Raw genomic sequence first — 18,515 nt, 5'->3', positions numbered from 1 at the left:
TTGGCACGCACGTCCTTCTGCATGGATGACGAGACATCAGACGAACCAGCACGGATTCCGCGCATGAGAGCGACTCCTTCACGTGCCGGTCGGGGGTGGCACACGCCCCCGGTTCGGCGGCGGTCCTGCCGAACTCCCTCCAGTCGACCCGCACCGGACCGTCCGGGAAGACGAGGTGCAGCGGGAACGTGCCGTCGCTCGGCGCCAGGTCCAGCGTCACGTTCTGCCAAGTCGCGGCGCCTTCGTCGCCGAGGCCCTGCGGTTCATCCGCGACCGCTCGGACCAGAACCTCGCGTCACCGCCGTCCTCCGGCACGTCGGGCTCTCCCGGCGCGCGCTCAACCACCGGTTCCCCAAGGGCCTGGGCCGGACGGTCCACCGCGAGATCGTGCGCGTCCGGATGGCGCACGTCGCCGAGTTGCTGTCCTCGACGGACTGGACGCTCCCGCAGATCACACACGGGCTCGGCTTCAGCCACTCCGAGCACATGAGCGTCGTCTTCAAGAAGCACACCGGCAAGTCACCGGGCCAGTACCGCCGGTCCGTGAAACGGAGCCGTGGCACGTCAGACCTTCCGGGGAGGAATAGCCGCCCCGAAGCGATCCGGGCCCGGGACGGCCGGACGGCACGGCGAGGGCACGGGGCCGAGGTGGGATCCACCACGTGCGGGCCCGGCGACCGGCGCCGTCACGCGGGCGGGCGCCGGGTGGATTCGCGGATGACGAGCTCCGGCTGGAAGACGACCTCCCGATGGCGGTGGCCGGACTGGTTCTCGGAGAGCAGAAGTCCGGCGGCGGTGCGCCCGAGTGCGTACGTCGGCTGCCGGATGGTGGTCAGGCCCGGGGACAGCTCGGCGGCGAAATCGATGTCGTCGTAGCCGACGACCGATATCTCTCCCGGCACCTCGATGCCGTGCTGCCGCATGCCCCGCAGCAGCGCGAGTGCGGTGAAGTCGTTGAAACAGATCACGCCGGTGGGGCGCGGCGCGTGGGCGAGGAGCCGTTCGACCACCTGGCGGGCGATGAGGTCGATCTCCGTCGACCGCTGGGTGGTGGTGACCTCGACGAGAGCCCGCGCCGGGTCGTGTCCGGCCGTTCGAAGGGCGCGCCGGACGCCCTCGGCCCGGTCGGTGACGCTGCGCACCGGCTGGGTCGCGCGGACGAACGCCAGTCGCCGGTGGCCGAGGCCGAGCAGGTGGCGGGCGGCGAGTTCGCCGCCCCTGACGTTGTCCACGGTGACGGAGCACAACTCGGCCGCACCGCGCGGGTGGTCCAGCAGCACGAGGGGCATGCCCCGCGGCCCCTGCCGCTGGATGTCCACCAGGTGGTCAAGGCCGGCGCCGACGGGGTTGACCAGGATTCCGCGTACGCCCTGTTCGCGGAGGAGCCCCAGGAAGTAGGTCTCCCTCTCCGGCCGGACGTCCGTGCTGCACTGCACGAGCACGCATCCCTCCTCTGCGACGCGGTCCTCCGCACCGCGCGCGAGAACCGAGTAGAAGGGGTTCGCTGTGTCGAGCACCACGCAGCCGACGACGCGGCTGGGGGCACCCCGCAACTGCCGGGCGGCGCCGTTGCGGACGTAGCCGACCTCGTCCATGGCGGCCTCGACGCGGCGGCGCGTGGCGGGGGTGACGATGTGCGGACGGTTCAGGACGTTGCTGACGGTGGTCATCGACACGCCCGCCGTCGCGGCGACCTCCCGGATGCCGACCCGGCCGATCTTCCCCTCCACCTGCCTCGACGAGCGCATTCGACACCTCTCCGCCGGTCACTTCGCGCCACCGGATGCCGCTGGCGGCCGCGGTCGAGCGCCGCCGCACGGCAACTCCCGTGCACCGTATTGACAGAGGATTTTAACGTCACAAGAATGGGAGCGCTCCCAATTCCGCGATGTGCAACCCACACCGCACCCCCCACCACCGGAGATTGTCATGATCAGATCACTATGCGGGCGACGCCGTCCGGCACCGGCCCTGTCCGTGCTCGCCGCCGGCGTCGCCGGCCTGCTCTCTACCGCCTTACTCATGCCGAACGCCGGGGCCGAGGAGCCCGCGCCCCCGTCCGCCGCCCCGACCGTCTACGAGGCCGAGGACGGCGAACTCAGCGGCGTCACCGTCGACACCGCGGTCGAGGGCTACTCCGGCACCGGCTACGTCACCGGCTTCGACACCGGGACGGACAAGCTCACCATCACCGTCCCCGACAGCTCCGCGGGCCTGCACGACCTCACCCTCCACTACCGCGCCCCCTCGGGGGAGAAGACCACCTCCCTGCGGCTCAACGGCGAGGGCGCCGGCGACGTCGTCCTGCCCCAAACCGAGTCCTGGAGCACCGTCCCGGCCGGGCGCGTCCTGCTGGAAGAGGGCAGCAACACCGTCGGCATCGTCAGCAACTGGGGCTGGTACGACATCGACGCCATCAGCCTCGCACCCAGCGAGCCCCGCCCACCGCACCAGGTCTCCGGCATCCCCGTCGACCCCGACGCCACCCCCGAGGCCCGCGAGCTGCTGGCCGACCTCACCGCGAACTACGGCGAGAACATCCTCAGCGGCCAGCAGGACATGGGCTCCCTCACGTGGCTGGAGGACAACGTCGGCAAGACCCCGGCCGTCGCCGGGCTCGACATGATGGACTACTCCCCCAGCCGCGTCGAGCGCGGCACCACCTCCACCGAGGTCGAGAACGCCCTCGCCTGGGACGAGCGCGGCGGCATCACCACCTTCACCTGGCACTGGAACGCCCCCACCGGCCTGATCGACGAGCCCGGCAAGGAGTGGTGGCGCGGCTTCTACACCGACGCCACCACGTTCAACGTGGCCGAGGCGCTGGCCCACCCCGACTCCGAGAACTACCGCCTGCTGCTGCGCGACATCGACGCCATCGCCGCCGAGCTGCTGCGCCTGAAGGACGCGGGCGTCCCCGTGCTGTGGCGCCCGCTGCACGAGGCCGAGGGCGGCTGGTTCTGGTGGGGCGCCCACGGCCCCGGACCCGCCAAGGAACTGTGGAACCTGATGTACGACCGGATGGTCAACCACCACGGTCTGCACAACCTGATCTGGGTGTGGAACTCCGTCGACCCCGAGTGGTACCCCGGCGACGACACCGTGGACATCGTCAGCGCCGACACGTACCCGCCCGTCGGCGACCACGGGCCCGTCAGCGCCACGTACGAAAAGCTCGTCGAGCTCGGCGGCGACAAGAAGCTCGTCGCCCTCACCGAAACCGGCTCGATCCCCGACCCGGAGCTGCTGCGGGCGTACGAGGCGGACTGGAGCTGGTTCACCACGTGGAGCGGCGACTTCATCCAGGACGGCCGGCACAACCCGCCGGACTTCCTGGACCGCGTGTACAACGACCCGGGTGTCATCACCCTGGACGAACTCGACGACTGGCGCTCCGCAGCGGGAGGCTGACGCCCCTCCGCCCTCAACGCCATGCCCCCGGAGGCTGCCGGTGCGGATCCGGCAGCCTCCTCGCCGCGTCACGTCTCCCCCGGACGGTCCGGGCGCATCGGCGCGTCGATGACGCCGCGAGGTCGGGGAAGGCGACGGTCCCCCGGGTGCCGGCGGCTCCCGGGGGACCGAGGGGCGTGAGTGCCCTGCGCGAGTGCGCCTAGAGGGTGACCGCCGAGCGGTCCGCGACGAGGACGGGCGAGTCGTAGACCGGCACGTCGGTGAAGGTGTACGTGTCGCCCCGGACCGACCAGTCGGCGTCGGGGATGTCGAAGACCGCGCCGGTGCGCACGTCGACGTAGACCGGGTCCTTGAACTCCCCCTTCTCGACCGTCAGGTCGACGGGAGTGCGCTCGTTGCTGTCGCCCGGGACCTCCGTTCCGTTCCACACGGCGACGGCCTGGCGGCCGGTGCCCCGCTTCTCGAAGGCGTAGAGGGTGAGATCCGCGTCGCCGGTCGCGGTCCACCCGTAGTCCGGGAGCGGGCTCATGGTGCTGTCGAAGACGGACGCGGCGGTCTGGACGGCGTAGTAGGAGGGCTTGGCGTAGCGGATGCTCTTGTCGGTGTTGGTCTGCAGCAGGCCCTTGGTGTTGACCTTCGAGGGATAGTGCAGGTCGGAGATGGTGAACACGCTGGTGCTGACGTCGTGGCCGAGGTCGTTGAGCACCCGGCGCAGGAACCACTTGGACTGGCTCAGCTCCGTCCAGTCCAGGTCGCCCAGGGCTCCGAAGCTGCCCGGCGTGCTGGGCGCGCCGTTCTCCCCCTGCCGGACCTCGACGTCCAGCCCGTGCCGGGCGGCGTGCGCGCGGATCATGTCGACCCGGTCGAAGATCCAGTACGTGTCCGGGTTCGCCAGGTACGGGTGGTAGGTGATCCCGTCCAGGAGGTCGATGCCGTCCTCGTCGGCCAGGTGGTCGAGGAACTCCCCGACGTAGTCGGAGTTCACCCAGGTGACCACGCCTCCGTAGAGGACGGCGTCGGGCTGTTCGGCCCGGACGATGGCGGCGGTGCGGGCGTAGAAGGCGGCGTAGTCGGCGGGGTCGATGCCGCCGCCGTCCGGCTCGTTCCAGACCTCCCACTCGTCGACGCGGTCCTTGTACCGCTCGACCATGGCGGTCACCCACCTGTCCCACGCGGCCAGCGCCTCCGGGGAGGTCGGCAGCCGGCCGCCGAGGCCGGAGCCGCCGCCGCCGGGGTAGGCGCCGTTGCCGTACGAGAGCTGCACCCAGGGCTTGACGCCCCGCCGGTCGGCGTCCTCGACGATGTGGTCGAGCCAGGTCCAGTCGTAGGTGCCCGGGGTCTTCTCCGTCTTCGCCCAGCCGCCCTGGATCCGTGCGCCGGTCGCGCCGAGCCTGCCCAGGTAGGGGGCGTAGGCGTCGTAGTCGGCGTAGTCGCGGTCCAGCGTCTCGGCGCCGACGAGGATCTTCGACGTGCCCACCTCCTTCGCCGTGCGCGGGGCGACCGTGCCGAGCTGCCGCCAGCCGTCGGGGGCGGACTCGGGGACGACGCGCACGTCGTCCAGCCAGGCGGTGCCGGTGCCGGAGGTGGAGACGCCGGCCTGGATGCCGTTCAGCGGGGCGGCGGGGGTACGGAACGCCAGGTCCGCCGCCGTGCGCACCCCGTCGACGTACAGGTCCGCCGAGGCGTCGCCGGGCCGGGCGACGAGCCGTACGTCGTACCAGCGGTCCGGCTCGTACGTGCCGAGCGGGACCCGGCGGCCGCCGTCGTAGGTGTACCAGCGGCCCTTGTCGCCCAGGGCGACGGTCACGCTGTGGCCCGCGGCGGAGTCGAGGTGGACGCCGACCGTGGCCGACGTCTGCGCCGTGCGCAGCCGGAACCCGGCGATCACCGTGTCGGAGGTGGTGCCGAATCCGGTGCCGGCGGTGACGGGCGCGGTGGTGGAGGTGTCCCGCAGCCGCAGGCTGCGGTCGACGGTGCCGGGCACGTCCTGCACCGTCGCCTCCCCTCCCGTGGTGTCACCGGTCCAGCCGGGTGCGGCGGTGCCGGGGGGCACGGCGCCGAAGTCCGCGCGCACCTCGGCGTCGTCCGGCGGGGCGGCGGTGGCGGCGGGCACCGCGGAGGACAGCAGCCCGCCGACGAGGGTGAGGGACGTACCCACGAGGACGAGGCTTCTGCTGGGCTTGCGGCGTGCGGGAATTACCATGGTGACGCCTTCTTCCATCGGAGGGTGAACCGATCGGACGGACCGCCGCGGGGGACCGCCCGCGGCGGCGGCTTGTTCATTCGGTGACGGGCAGCGCCTCCTGTTCCCGCCGGTAGGCGTGGCGGGTGGCGCTGTCCGGTGGATACGTGCCGCGCAGCGGCGCCCCCTCGGCGACGCGCCCGGTGATGAAGGTCTCCAGCCGCTCCTGCTCCCGCGCCTGCCGGGCAATCACCGCGACGAGGTGGCGCGGTACGCAGACCACCCCGTCCGCGTCGCCGACCAGCAGGTCGCCCGGGTAGACGGCGACTCCGCCGCAGCCGATCGGGACTTGCAGGTCGACCGCGTGGTGCTGGGCGAGGTTCGTCATCGCGGACGCTCCGGTGGCGAACACCGGGAGCGGGAGCCGGCGGATCTCCTCCATGTCGCGCAGGGTGCCGTCCGTGACGAACCCGGCGGCGCCGCGCACCGACATGCGGGTGAGCAGGATGTGGCCCGCGGACGCCGCTCTGCCCTGGCCCCGGCAGTCCACGACGAGGACCTGGCCGGGGCCGACCTCTTCGACGGCGCGGCGCTGCGGGTGGTCGTAGTCGTCGTAGACGTCGAGGGTGTCGATGTCCTCGCGGGCCGGGATGTAGCGCAGGGTGAACGCCTCGCCGAGCAGCCGGGGCGCCCGCGGGGTCACGTGCTGCACGCCGGCCAGAAAGGTGTTGCGCAGGCCGTGGCCGAAGAGCTGGGTGGTGATCGTGGCGGTGCTGGCGGCGCCTAGAGCAGCCAGGTCGTCCGGGTCGAGGGGGGCCTGGGGCGTCTCGCTCATGGAGTGGTTCCTTCGTGCGGGTGGGTGGGGCGCGGCCGCGGCGCCCCGGCGAGGGCGTGCGGCAGGTCCAGGGAGGCGTCGAGGCCCGGGGGCCGGATCTGGGCGCTCAGCCCGCCGTCGACGGTGAGCACCTGGCCGGTGATGAAGGCGGCGTCCGCCGAGGCGAGGAACGCGACGGCCGCCGCGACGTCGGAGCCGTCGCCCATGCGGCCCAGCGGAACGGGCTGGATCCGGGCGCGCTGCCGGACGGCGTCGAGGGCCTCGAACCGGTCGTTGGCCACGGGGCCGGGTGCGACGGCGTTGACGCGGATCCCCCAGGGGGCCAGTTCGAGCGCCGTCGCCCGGGTCATGGACTCCACGGCGCCCTTGCTGGCGTCGTAGGCGACCGCGGCGCGGTGGGCGCGGGCGGCCCCGACGGACGAGATGTTGACGATCGCCGAGCCGGTCGCCATCGCCCGGGCGGCGGCCACCGTGGCGAGGAACACCCCGCGGGCGTTGACCGCGAAGCTGCGGTCCCAGTCCGCCGGGTCGAGGTCGAGCAGCGGGCCGCGCCCGGCCAGGGGGGCGGCCGCGTTGTTGACGAGCACGTCGAGCCGGCCGAACGCGTCGGCCGTGCGCGCGACGCAGGCGTCGACCTGCGCGGCGTCGGAGACGTCCCCGGGGGTGGCGAGCGCCCGGGCGCCGCTTTCACGCAGCGACGCCACGGCCGCCTCCGTCTCGGCGGGGTCCGGGCCGTTGACCGCCACGGCGGCGCCCTCGGCCGCCAGCCGGCGGGCGATGGCCAGGCCGATGTTGCGTGCGCCGCCGGTGACCAGGGCGACCCGGCCCGCGAAACGCCCGGCCGGGTCGCCGCCGCCGTCGCCGGGGCGCGCCGCGGGCGGCCCGTGTCCCGTCATACGGCGCCCGCCTGCCGGTCGACGACGCCCCGGGCGCTGGTGGCGGCCCAGGTCAGCGGGCCGGCCGCGGCCGCGACCAGCTCCGGGTCGAGCCGCATGCCCAGGCCGGGGCCTTCGGGCACGTACAGGTGGCCCCCCTCGTACCGCACCGGGTCGCTCACCACGTCGCGGGTGTACAGCAAGGGGCCGACGGGGTCGCTGGGCAGGGTGACGGCGGGCATCGCCATCGCCACGTGCGCGGCCGCCGCGGTGCCGACGGACAGCTCCTGGGTGGTGCCGACCAGGCAGGCTTTTCCGGCGGCCTCGGCGATGGCGAAGATCCGCCGTGCCGGGGTGATGCCGCCGATGGCGATCACGCTGACGTTGAAGACGTCGACGGCGTCGGCGGCGACCAGGTCCAGCGCCCAGCGGTAGCCGTAGACGTGCTCGCTGACCGGCACCGGCAGCCGGCCGCGGGCGTAGGCCAGGCCCGCCACGTCATGGTTCGGCGCCGGCGCCTCCACCAGCTCGTAGCCGACGTCGGCGACCTTCTCGGCGAAGGCGCAGGCGGTCTTGGCGTCGAGGAGGTTGGAGAAGTCCAGGGACTTGATGCCGAGCCGGTCGCCGAAGCGGTCCCGGGCGGCGCGCAGGAACCGTTCGTCCAGGTCCGGCCGGCGCCCGACGTAGACGCGGACGTACGCGAAGCCCTCGGCGAGCCGCCGCTCCACCAGGGCGAGGTTGCGCTCGACGTCGTCCTCGCCCTGCTGCCGGAAGACCGGGTAGGCGATCGGCACCGAGGCCCGGACGGCCCCGCCGAGCAGGTCGCACACCCGCACGCCCAGCTGCTTGGCCGCGAGGTCCCAGAAGGCGATGTCGACGCCGCACTTGACGGCGCGGCTCTTGTCGTAGATGTAGCCGGCCTGCGGGAAGTTGTCCTCCATGCGCCGCTCCACCTCGGTGAGTTGGAGCGCGTCGAGGCCGACGAGGATCTCGTTCAGCGTGGCTTCGAGTTCGGGTACGTCGAAGTGGTACCGCGGCAGGTGCTGGAGGTCGGACATCTCGCCGACGCCCGTGAGCGCGTCGTCGTCGGTGAACAGCTCGACCAGCACGTGCCCGCAGGTGATGCTCCGATGCCTGGGGGTGTTGATCGAGGTCAGCCGCACCCGGGTCACCTTGGCCACACCGTGCTCCTCTCCTTGGGCCGCTGCCCGGCAGCGGCGCTGTGCTCGAACCCGGGGGCCATGGACAGCAGCTCCCGGGTGTACGGATGGTCGGGCGCCTCGTAGATCCGCTCCGCCGGCCCTTCCTCGACGACCCGGCCCTCCTTCATCACGGCGATGCGGTGCGCCACGGACCGGACGACGGCCAGGTCGTGCGTGATGAAGAGGTAGGCCACGCCGTGCTCGTCCTGGAGGTCGGCGAGGAGGTTGAGGATCTGCGCCTGGATGGAGACGTCGAGGGAGCTGACGGCCTCGTCGCAGACGATGAGGCGGGGCCGGAGCGCCAGGGCGCGGGCGATGGCGATGCGCTGCCGCTGGCCGCCGGAGAACGCCGCGGGGAACCGGTCGAGGGCGAAGGGGCCCAGGCCCACGTCCCGCAGCAGGCGCGTCAGCGTCTCCTCGTCCGCCTCGCGACGGTGCACGCGCAGCGGTTCCGCCAGCAGCCGGCGGACGGTCATGCGCGGATCGAGGCTGGCGTAGGGGTTCTGGAAGACGACCTGGATCTCCCGCTGGAGCCGGCGCAGTTCCCCGGCCGTGGGGCGTTCGACGTCGATGCCGTCGTAGCGGAGGGTGCCGCCGGAGGACGTCTCCAGCCGCAGCAGCATCTTGGCCAGGCTGGTCTTGCCCGAGCCCGACTCGCCCACCAGGGCGAGCGTCCGGCCGGGGGCGAGGCGGAGGTCGACGTCGCGTACGGCCTCGACGTGGCGGGTGACGCGGCGCAGCGGCCCGCTGCGGACCGGGTAGCGCAGGCTCACCGACGCGAACTCGACCAGCGGCCCGCCGCTCCCGGGCCCGCCTTTCGGCCCGGGTACGCCCGGCGTGGCGGGGCCGGCGGCGGGTTCGGGGGCCGGCAGCTCCCGGGGCGAGTCGGCGAACAGGCAGGCGGCGGCGTGGCCGCCGGGGAAGGTGGCCAGGTCGGGCACGGTGTGTGTGCAGGCGTCGGCGCTGACGGGGCAGCGGGGGGCAAAGGAGCAGCCGGGGGGCCGCTCGGCCAGCCGCGGCGGGCGGCCGCCGATCGAGACCAGCCGGGTGCGGGCCGGGGCGTCGAGCCGCGGGGTCGCGGCCAGCAGCGCCTGGGTGTACGGCATCCGCGGCCGGTCCAGCACCACGTCGGTCGGCCCGCTCTCGACCACGCGGCCGGCGTACATCACCGCGATGCGGTCGGCCCGCTCGCCGGCGACGCCCAGGTCGTGCGTGATGAGGATCAGCCCCATGCCGAGGTCCGTGCACAGCGCCCGGAGCATGTCCATGATCCGGGCCTGGACGCCCGCGTCCAGGGCGGTGGTCGGTTCGTCGGCGATGAGCAGCTTCGGCCGGGCGGCGATGGCCAGGGCGATGGCGGCGCGTTGGCGCATACCGCCGGAGAGTTCGTGCACGTAGCTCTTGAGCCTGCTCTCCGGCTCGGGCATGCGGGCCCGTCGCAGGGCGTCGACGGCGCGGGCGCGGGCCTCGGTGCGGCCGAGGGGTTCGTGGGCGCGTACCGCGTCGACGAGCTGGGTGCCGATGGTCAGCAGCGGGTTGAGCGCGGAGCTCGGGTCCTGGAAGACCATGGCGACGCGGCTGCCGCGCATCCGGCGCCGGGCGCGCTCGTCCAGCTCCCGCAGGTCGGTGCCGTCGAGCCGGATGGATCCGGTGATCTCGCAGGCGGGGGCCGGCGGGTGGAGTCCGAGCAGGCTCAGCGCGGTGGCGGTCTTGCCCGAGCCGGACTCGCCGACGAGGGCGAGGATCTCGCCGGCGTCGAGTCGCAGGCTGACGTTGTCCACGGCGCGGACCGGCTGCCCCCGCGTGCTGTGGAAGGTGACACCGAGGCCGGTGACGTCGAGAAGGCTCATGGTGCTCTCCTGCTGCCTCAGGCGGCGAGATGGGCGTGGGCGAGGCGCCACTGGCCGTCGATGTCCAGCTCCAGGCCCTTCAGGTCGGCGCTGTGGATCAGTGGCGACTTGGCCTGGTGGAGGAAGACCCAGTAGTGCTGGGCCAGGATGCGGCGCTGGATGTCGACGTACGCGCGCGTGCGCGCCGCCTGGTCCGTGCTGCCCGCCGCCTCGTCCAGCCGGGCGTCGAGAACGCGGTCGTCCAGGCCCGACCAGTTGTTGGGGCCGTCGCTGGCGAAGTACGGGTCGAACGTCAGCGACGGGTCCAGGCGGGGGACGTCGATCACCAGGAGCCCGGCGTCGAAGTCCTGCTTCTGCAGGCGTTGCAGCAGCGTCTGGAACTCCAGCACCTCGACCTCCGGGGCGAAGCCCACCTCGCTCAGCTGGCTCTGCAGCAGCTCGGCGATGGTCGGGTCGGGCGCCCGGCGGCGGGCCACGATGGTGATCGGCACATTGCCGCCGAGCCCGGCTCTGCGCAGCGTGCTGCGGGCCCTGTCCGGGTCGTAGGCCGGCGCGGGGAGGGAGCCGTCGTAGAACCAGTCGCCCGAGGTGGCGAAGGAGGGGGCGATGTCGAACTCGCCGGCGGCGGCGGCCTTGCCGACAGCCCGGGGGTCGACCGCCAGGGCGAACGCCTCGCGCACCAGGGGGTCCTTCAGCGGGCCCCTGGTGACGTTGAGGGCGGTGTAGTAGGAGCGGCGCACGCCCGCGTCCTCGATGGTGAGCTGCCCGTCGCCGGCGAGCTGCTTGTACTCCTCCGGGGGCAGGGTGCGTACGAGGTGCAGCCCGCCCGTGGTCAGCTCGGCGCGCAGGACCTTCGCCTCGGTCATGAAGCGCACGACGACCTTCTCCAGCTTCGGAGCGCCGCCGCCGGTCTTCCCGGCCCAGTAGGAGGTGTTGCGCTCGGCGGTGAGCTGGACCTTCGAGCGCCACTCCCGGAAGGTGAACGGCCCCGTCCCGACCGGGTGGCGGCCGAAGTCCCCGGGGTTCTCGCGGAGCGCCGTCGGCGAGGCCATCATGCCGGTCTCGTGCGCCAGCTGGATCAGCAGCAGCGGGTCGGGCTCCTTGAGCGCGAGCCGCACGGTCCGCGGCCCGCGGGCCTCGACGGAGGCGACCTTGGCCAGCGCGGCGGCCTTGGTGGAGTGGGTGCCGGGGTCCATGACGCGCTTGAGGTTGAAGACGACCGCGTCGGCGTCGAACCGGGTGCCGTCGTGGAACGTCACGTCCTTGCGGAGCGTGAAGGTGACCGCGGAGTCCTCGGCCTCCCACCGGGTCGCGAGCGCGGGCGCGAAGCTGCCGTCGCGGCGCTGGCGCAGCAGGCTGTCGTAGAAGAGGTTGAGGATGTTGCGGTCGGAGGAGATGGCGGCGCTCAGGGCGGGGTCGAGGGTGACGGGCTCGTTGTCGAAGCCGGCGGTGAGCGTGCCGTCGCCGCTCGACGACGTGGCGCCTCCGCAGGCGGGCAGGGTGGCGACGGCGGCGGAGCCGGCGGCCGCGGCCAGGACGGAACGCCGGGGCAGGGCGTACGGGAGCAGGGTCATGGGGAGCACTTCCTGTGTCGCGGTACGAGGGGTGGGCGAGGGGCCCGGAAGGGCCGGGGCGGGACGGGGCCCGGTCAGCGGGCCGGCGCCAGTTCCGGCCGGTGGGCGTCGAGTGCGTCGCGCAGGGCGTCGGCGAGGAGGTTGAAGGCGGCGACGGTGAGGAGGATGGCGAGGCCGGGGAACACGCTGAGGGACCAGCTCGCGTCGAGGTGGTCGGTGCCGCTCTCCACCATCGCGCCCCAGCTCGGCTGCGGCGGCTGGACGCTCAGCCCGAGGAAGCTGAGCGCGGCCTCCGCCATGATCGCGGTGGAGACCTGGAGGGCGGCGAAGACCAGCAGGGTGCCGGCGAGGTGGGGCAGGAGGTGGCGGCGCATGACGACCGTCTCGGACACGCCCATGATGCGGGCCGCGGAGACCCACTCGCGGGTGCGCAGCGACAGCACCTCGCCGCGGACGACACGGGCGAACCGCGGCGTCGTCACCACGGCGATGGCGATCAGCGCGTTGTGCAGCCCCGGGCCCAGGGCCGCCACCACGGTCAGGGCGAGCACGAGCAGGGGGAACGCGAGCAGGCCGTCGGAGAGCCGCATGATGACGGCGTCCAGCCAGCCGCCGCGGTGGCCGGCGATCAGGCCGATCACCGTGCCGACGACCAGGGACGCGCCCACCGTGAGGGTGGCGACCTCGACGGTGACGACGGCACCCGCGATCACCCGGGACAGCACGTCGCGTCCGAGTTCGTCGGTGCCCATCCAGTGCTCGGTGCTCGGCCCGGCGAGCAGCCGGGACGTGTCGGTCTCCTTCATCCGCCCGCTGATCAGCGGGCGGGCCGCGGCGGCGAGGACCAGAAGCAGCAGCACGGGCGCGGCGAGGCGGGCACGGCGGTCGCGGCGGAGCCGGTCCAGGACCGGGTGGCGGGAGACCTTGGCGGGCGGGTCGGTGGCCATCATCGCTCCAGTCAGTACGTGATGCGCGGGTCGAGCCACGCGTAGATCAGGTCGGCCAGCAGGTTCACGAGCAGCACGAGCACCACGACCATGAGCACCGCGCCCTGGACGACCGGCAGGTCGCGGCTGAAGATGCCGTTGACGATCAAGGTGCCCATGCCCGGGATCGTGAAGACGGTCTCGGTGACGACGGTGGCGCTCACGAGCGCCCCGATCTGCAGCGAGACGACGGTCACCACGGGCACGATCGCGTTGCGCAGGGCGTAGACGCCGACGATGCGCCGCCGCGTGAGTCCGGTGGCCTCGGCGGTACGGATGTAGTCCTCGCCGAAGGCGGCCAGAAGCGCCGCCCTGGTCTGGCGCATGGTGACCGCGGCGATGGTGGAGCCGATCGTGACGGCGGGCAGGATCATGTGCCGCAGGTTCTCGACCGGGTCCTCGGTGAACAGCACGTAGCCCGAGGGCGGCAGGACCCGCAGCCAGATGGAGAAGACCAGGATGAGCAGCGCCGCGAGGTAGAAGTGCGGTGCCGAGAGCGCCAGCAGGCCGGCGGAGTTGAGCGCGGTGTCGGTGGCCTTGCGGTGCCGTACCGCGGAGAGGATGCCGGCGGGAATCCCGATCACGACGGCGAACAGCAGCGCGACGACGCCGAGTTCCACCGTGGCCGTCATCCGCTCGGAGAGCATGGTGCCCACCTGCTCGCTGGTCAGCCAGGAGCTGCCCAGGTCGCCCCGCACGATGCCGCCGATCCAGTCCGTGAACTGCCGCCAGATCGGCTCGTCGAGGCCGAGGTCCGCGCGCAGCGCCGCCCGGTCGGCGGCGGTGGCCTCCTGGCCGAGGATGTCGACCGTCGGGTCGCCGGGCATGAGGCGCAGCAGGGCGAACAGCACGACCGAGACGATCAGGACCACGGGGACCAGCTGGAGCAGCCTGCGTATGAGATATCCGGTCACGGTGTCGTCTCCCGGTCCGAGGGGGCGGCCGTCAGCGCGGCCGGGGCGTCCGGTGCCCCGGGCAGCCGGCGCAGCCAGTTCAGGCGGGGGGCGGGGAACAGGTCGTAGGCGTACAGGGCCAGCGAGGCGGCGCGGTGCTCGTGCGCGAGGCGGCCGATCCCGGCGAGTTCGTCCTCGTCGGCGGTGTGCGCGGCGCACAGACTCCACCCGGCGCGGACGGTCGCGCCCGTGCGCCCGGCGGCGGCGAGGTCCTCCCGCAGCCGCGCCGTGCGGCCGGTCAGGTCGGTGACGGTGAGTCCGCCCGCGGCGGCGGCCAGCTCTCCCAGATCGCCGGCGGACTTGCCGTTGCACGCGTAGGGGTCGCTCGTGGCGCGTACCGAGACCGGCATCCCTCCGGCGGCTGCCGTGGCTTCCCGTACCAGATCCGTCGTCACGTCCGACCGCACCGCGACGACGGCGTCGTGCAGCTCATGTCCCAGCGCGGCGGAGGCGAGATCGGCGATGCCGGGCGGCGCGTCGAGGTCTTCGAAGTCGGCCAACCCGTCGAGGTCGTCGAGGTCGGCGCCGACGGGCTCGGCGAGCTGCGCCAGAATGGCCGCCCTGGTCCGCATCCGCACCTCGGCCACGTCGATGCCCGCCTCGATGAAACGGGCGGAACAGGCAGGGCAGAAGCAGAGCGAGAGCAACCACCGGTCGACGGGGCGCAGCACGGTGCCGTACTTGTCGTGCGCGCTCGCGTGCTGCCAGCCCAGGTAACCGAACGCTTCCAGCTCCACGCCCGAGACGCCCGGTATCCGGACGGCATCGGAGACGAGCGCGTGGGCGTACTGCCGCACCCGGAGTGCCGCGGGGCACAGCGCGTGCCGGTACCGGTGGCCGAAAGCGTTGCGCAGGGCCAGCTCGGGGTGGCACATCGCCAGGTACGACTGGTGCAGGCCGACCAGCCAGGCCGTCACCGCCACCCCGGAACGGACCAGGGCCGCCGAGGCCGTCGTCGCCTCGTCACCGAGGACCGGCAGGCTCAGCGCTTCGCCGGGTCCGGTTTCCTCCCGCGCCGGCGTCGCGAACCAGCGGCCGGCGGGGAAGTCCACCACACCGGCCGGTTCGCTGGTGGTCAGCAGCCACCGTCCGCTGTGGTAGCTGAAGGCCAGACAGACCCGGTCGGCCCCGTACGCGGCCAGGCGTTCCGCCTCCGCGTCCGCGGCGCGCCGGAACGAGACCGGGTGGGCGAAGACCTCGACCGTCATGGCCGGTCTCCCAGCGCCCGGGTCAGGATCTGCTGTGCCTTGCGGATGTGGGCGAGGGTGAGCTGGTGCGCCTGATCGGCTTCGCCCCGCTCCATCGCCTCCAGAATCTCCGCGTGCTCCGCCGCCTCCTCCTCGAAGGTGGCCAGCACCCGCCAGCCCACCGTCGCGACGAAGGCGGTCAGGTCCTGCATCTGGTCGAGGAAGCCGCAGAGGAAGCCGTTGTCGCAGGCGGTGTAGAGCTCCCGGTGGAAGCGGCGGTTGACCATGCCGAGGCCCCGCGTCTCGCCCGCGGCGATGAGCGCGGTGGCCTCCGCCAGCGCGGCCCGGGCGCTCGGGTACGCCCCGGGGCCGCGCTCGACCACCGCCAGCCGTACGGCCTCCGGCTCGGCCGCGCACCGGGCGGTGTACAGCTCGCGCACCAGCCCGTCGTCCGGGCGCCGGACGCTGACGCCCTGGAAGGCGTTCATCTCGACCAGCCCGGTCGACCGGAGCTGCTTGAGCGCCTCGCGCACCGGGGTCTTGGAGACCCCGTACACCTCGGCGAGTTCGCGCTCCACCAGCGCCCGGCCGGGAGGCAGCGCTCCGGTCAGGATGGCCTGGCGCAGGGCGTCTCGCACGCGGTCCGTGCGGGAGACGGCATGGCCGAGCGGCGGCAGCACGACCTGCGCGGATGCCGCCTGTCCTGCGGCTACGGGATCACTATGTGGCATGGCGGCATGCTGGTATACCAGAATCCGGAAGCACAACCCCCCGGACAGAACTATTTCCGGACGGGCCGCCGTGAGCGCGTTCCACGGCAACCGGCATGACGGCCCGTCAGAACATTGACAACCTGTTCCGCTTGCCACCGCATCCGGTTTCTGTCAGCGTCACACCCGCATCGCACCCCCCACGTAGCGGAAATCCGAGTAGCCCCGGGTGCCCGACGCACAGCCGGCACCGGTACTCGCGCTTTCCCGCAGGACCACACTCCGCAACAGGGCTGCCCCTCGGTGGAGTTCATGCCTGCACGTGACGACTTCGAAGAAAGGAAGCGATGATACGCATGCGCACGCCGGGCATGGTGTCCGCACTGCTTGCGCCGTCCCTTCTGCTGGGCACGATCGGTGCAGGCACGGCCCAGGCGGCAGACCAGACCTATTACGTGAGCGAGAACGGCTCCGACAGCAATGCGGGAACGTCTCCCGACGCACCGCTGCGCACCATTCAGAAGGCGGCCGACCGCACCGAGCCCGGTGACACGGTTTCCATCATGAACGGCACGTACACGGAGCCGTACAAGGGCGGAGACGTCCTGAACATCACCCGTTCGGGACAAGCCGGCGCGCCCATCACCTACCGGGCGCACCCCGGGCACGACCCGGTCATCCACCCCGTCACCGGATGGAACGGGATCGGGATCAACGGGGCCGCGCACATCGTCATCAAGGACCTGGAGATCAAGGGCAACAGCGCCAACCTGAACCTGGCGGACGCCGAGCGCCTGGCGGACCCGAAGGACCCGACGTACAACACCAACTGCATCTGGGCCCAGCCGGACTCCTCGGGCGCCGAACCCCACCACATCGACGTCGTCGGCAACACCGTCCACCACTGCCCCGGCCTGGGCATTGGCGCGCGGGACGTCGACCACATGACGATCGACCGCAACCACGTCCACTCGACCTCGTGGTACACCGTCTACGCGACCAGCGGCATCTCCATCCTGGAGGCGCTGGACTCCGGCGGCGCGGGCGGCGACACGTACAAGATCCGCATCACCAACAACGTGGTCCACGACAACGAGACCATGGTGAAGTGGGAAGCCTGCAACTGCTACTCGGACGGCAACGGCATCATCGTCGACACCCTCAAGGACAAGCCGGGCGGAGGGCCCGCCTACCAGGGCAGGGTCCTGGTCGCCAACAACCTGTCCTTCGACAACGGCGGCTCCGGGATCCACTCCTTCAAAAGCCAGCACGTCGACATCGTCCACAACACGGCGTACCACAACAGCCGCAGCAGCCGGATGGAGAGCTACGCCAACATCTTCGCCGCGAAGAGCGAGGACGTGCGGATCCTGAACAACGTCTCCTACGCCCGCTCCGGTGAGAACACCAACCCCGCGCACGAGAACGTCGACGTGACCTACGACTACAACGTCTACTTCGGCGGCAAGGAACCCGAGGTGCAGGGCGAGAACGACGTGATCGCCGATCCGAAGCTCGTCGATCCGGGCACCGGCCCCGACGCCGACTTCCGCCTCCAGGAGGGTTCCCCGGCCATCGGCACCGGCACGTCCTTCCCCGCGGTCACCACGGACATCACCGGCGCGCCCCGGGATCCCGAAGCCCCCGACCGCGGCGCCTATGTCTACGGCGCCGAGAGCGGCGCCCCGGCCGCGGGCAAGGAAAGCGCGGCGGAATCCGGAGGGAATCCCGGCGCCGGAGACGGGAGCGGAACGGAATCGGGGAAGCAGCCCCAGGGCCATTCCCGGCCCCTCGCGGCGACGGGGACGGATCTCACCTTCCTCGGCGTCGGAGCCGCCGTGCTCGCCGTCGGCGCCGGATTCGTGTTCACGGCCGTCCGCCGTAAGTCACACCTGACCAAATCCGCGGGATAATCGGGCCAGGGCAGCACAGCGGCCCGTAATCCCCACCCGCCGTCCCGGCCTCCCCCGACCGGGACGGCGGGCCTATCCTTGGCCCCCTCGTTCCCGGCGGAATTCCGACACCGCCGGGCCGGGAACCCACTGCACGGACAGACGTACTTTTATGCACAGTCACGAGAACGCCGGCGAGACCGCGCCCGGCGAGGAACGACCCGACCCGCCCCGCCTCGCCTGGCGCAAGGAGATGAGGGAACGGGTCCTGGCCGCGGCGCACGAACTGACCTGTGCCGCCGGGTGGGACCAGGTGAGCATCTCCGCGGTCGCCGAGCGGGCGGAGGTGTCCCGCCCCTCGGTGTACAAGGAGTTCGGCAACCGCGCCGGCCTCGGCCGCGCGCTCGTCGTCCGGGAGACCCGGAGCTTCCTCGACGGCGTCGTGGACGCGCTCGGCCCCGCGGACCGGCACCCCCGGGCCGGCCTGGAGGGGGCGGTGCTCTTCGCCCTCACCGAGGCCGAGCACAACCCCCTGGTCCGGGCCGTCATCACCGCCGCCCGCCGCGGCTCGGACAGCCTGCTGCCCTACCTCACCGCCCGCACCGACCCCGTCTTCGACGCCGCACAGCACATTCTGCGCGCCTGGCTGACCGAGCGGTTCCCCGCCTGCGGCGAGGAGGACATCGACGTGGCCACCGACCTCATCGTCCGGATGACCATCAGCCACCTCGTCCTGCCCACCTGGCCGCCGCCGACGGCCGCGGAACGCCTGTCCCGGGCCGCGCTGAGGGCGCTGGGAGAGACCTGAGCGGGCGGGTCGCGGGAAAGCGACAGAAAACCCCCGGCGGACCGGCCCGC

At 72.5% G+C, this 18,515-nt stretch carries 14 protein-coding genes and 1 pseudogene; 4 read left to right on the top strand and 11 right to left on the bottom strand.

Annotated elements, in window-relative coordinates:
- Window positions 1–21: 21 nt before the first annotated feature.
- A pseudogene (locus ACHZ99_RS32515) lies at window positions 22–528 on the top strand (helix-turn-helix domain-containing protein); the annotation flags it as partial.
- A gap of 158 nt (window positions 529–686) precedes the next feature.
- Here ACHZ99_RS32515 and ACHZ99_RS32510 read toward each other — a convergent pair.
- Complete coding sequence (locus ACHZ99_RS32510) at window positions 687–1,748, bottom strand: LacI family DNA-binding transcriptional regulator (RefSeq protein ID WP_420308434.1); 1,062 nt, start codon at window positions 1,746–1,748, stop codon at window positions 687–689.
- Between the two features lie 274 nt (window positions 1,749–2,022).
- On the opposite strand from ACHZ99_RS32510, the gene ACHZ99_RS32505 reads away from it, so the two are divergent.
- On the top strand, window positions 2,023–3,411 hold the full coding sequence (locus ACHZ99_RS32505) for a glycosyl hydrolase (protein ID WP_420308433.1): 1,389 nt from the start codon (window positions 2,023–2,025) through the stop codon (window positions 3,409–3,411).
- Between the two features lie 199 nt (window positions 3,412–3,610).
- Here ACHZ99_RS32505 and ACHZ99_RS32500 read toward each other — a convergent pair whose 3' ends face one another.
- From ACHZ99_RS32500 to ACHZ99_RS32455, 10 genes are all read right to left on the bottom strand, one after another.
- On the bottom strand, window positions 3,611–5,614 hold the full coding sequence (locus ACHZ99_RS32500; protein WP_420308432.1) for a hypothetical protein: 2,004 nt from the start codon (window positions 5,612–5,614) through the stop codon (window positions 3,611–3,613).
- A 76-nt stretch (window positions 5,615–5,690) separates the two neighbouring features.
- On the bottom strand, window positions 5,691–6,428 hold the full coding sequence (locus tag ACHZ99_RS32495; protein ID WP_420308431.1) for a ribonuclease activity regulator RraA: 738 nt from the start codon (window positions 6,426–6,428) through the stop codon (window positions 5,691–5,693).
- A complete protein-coding gene (locus ACHZ99_RS32490) occupies window positions 6,425–7,324 on the bottom strand; it encodes an SDR family NAD(P)-dependent oxidoreductase (protein WP_420308430.1) in 900 nt (299 codons plus the stop codon). The genes ACHZ99_RS32495 and ACHZ99_RS32490 overlap by 4 nt, the downstream gene beginning before the upstream one ends.
- The gene (locus tag ACHZ99_RS32485; protein WP_420308429.1) at window positions 7,321–8,484 is read right to left on the bottom strand and encodes a mandelate racemase/muconate lactonizing enzyme family protein; all 1,164 of its coding nucleotides are present in this window, start codon (window positions 8,482–8,484) and stop codon (window positions 7,321–7,323) included. The genes ACHZ99_RS32490 and ACHZ99_RS32485 overlap by 4 nt, the downstream gene beginning before the upstream one ends.
- Window positions 8,472–10,355 carry a dipeptide ABC transporter ATP-binding protein gene (locus ACHZ99_RS32480; protein WP_420308428.1) on the bottom strand — a complete coding sequence of 628 codons (1,884 nt, stop codon included), beginning with the start codon at window positions 10,353–10,355 and terminating at the stop codon, window positions 8,472–8,474. The genes ACHZ99_RS32485 and ACHZ99_RS32480 overlap by 13 nt, the downstream gene beginning before the upstream one ends.
- 17 nt (window positions 10,356–10,372) lie before the next feature.
- Entirely contained in the window at window positions 10,373–11,929 is a 1,557-nt protein-coding gene (locus ACHZ99_RS32475) for an ABC transporter substrate-binding protein (protein WP_420308427.1), read from the bottom strand.
- Between the two features lie 74 nt (window positions 11,930–12,003).
- The gene (locus ACHZ99_RS32470) at window positions 12,004–12,876 is read right to left on the bottom strand and encodes an ABC transporter permease (RefSeq protein ID WP_420308426.1); all 873 of its coding nucleotides are present in this window, start codon (window positions 12,874–12,876) and stop codon (window positions 12,004–12,006) included.
- An 11-nt stretch (window positions 12,877–12,887) separates the two neighbouring features.
- Entirely contained in the window at window positions 12,888–13,829 is a 942-nt protein-coding gene (locus ACHZ99_RS32465) for an ABC transporter permease (RefSeq protein ID WP_420308425.1), read from the bottom strand.
- On the bottom strand, window positions 13,826–15,076 hold the full coding sequence (locus tag ACHZ99_RS32460) for a hypothetical protein (RefSeq protein ID WP_420308424.1): 1,251 nt from the start codon (window positions 15,074–15,076) through the stop codon (window positions 13,826–13,828). The genes ACHZ99_RS32465 and ACHZ99_RS32460 overlap by 4 nt, the downstream gene beginning before the upstream one ends.
- A complete protein-coding gene (locus ACHZ99_RS32455; RefSeq protein WP_420308423.1) occupies window positions 15,073–15,786 on the bottom strand; it encodes a GntR family transcriptional regulator in 714 nt (237 codons plus the stop codon). Before ACHZ99_RS32455 ends, ACHZ99_RS32460 begins: the two co-directional genes overlap by 4 nt.
- Window positions 15,787–16,112: 326 nt before the next feature.
- On the opposite strand from ACHZ99_RS32455, the gene ACHZ99_RS32450 reads away from it, so the two are divergent.
- Entirely contained in the window at window positions 16,113–17,678 is a 1,566-nt protein-coding gene (locus ACHZ99_RS32450) for a right-handed parallel beta-helix repeat-containing protein (protein ID WP_420308422.1), read from the top strand.
- 151 nt (window positions 17,679–17,829) lie between these two features.
- On the top strand, window positions 17,830–18,465 hold the full coding sequence (locus tag ACHZ99_RS32445; protein ID WP_420308421.1) for a TetR family transcriptional regulator: 636 nt from the start codon (window positions 17,830–17,832) through the stop codon (window positions 18,463–18,465).
- Window positions 18,466–18,515 lie beyond the last annotated feature (50 nt).

The sequence above is a fragment of the Streptomyces sp. MAR4 CNX-425 genome, assembly GCF_048656465.1.
GTDB lineage: Bacteria > Actinomycetota > Actinomycetes > Streptomycetales > Streptomycetaceae > Streptomyces.
This window is presented reverse-complemented; position numbering and strand designations above follow the sequence as displayed.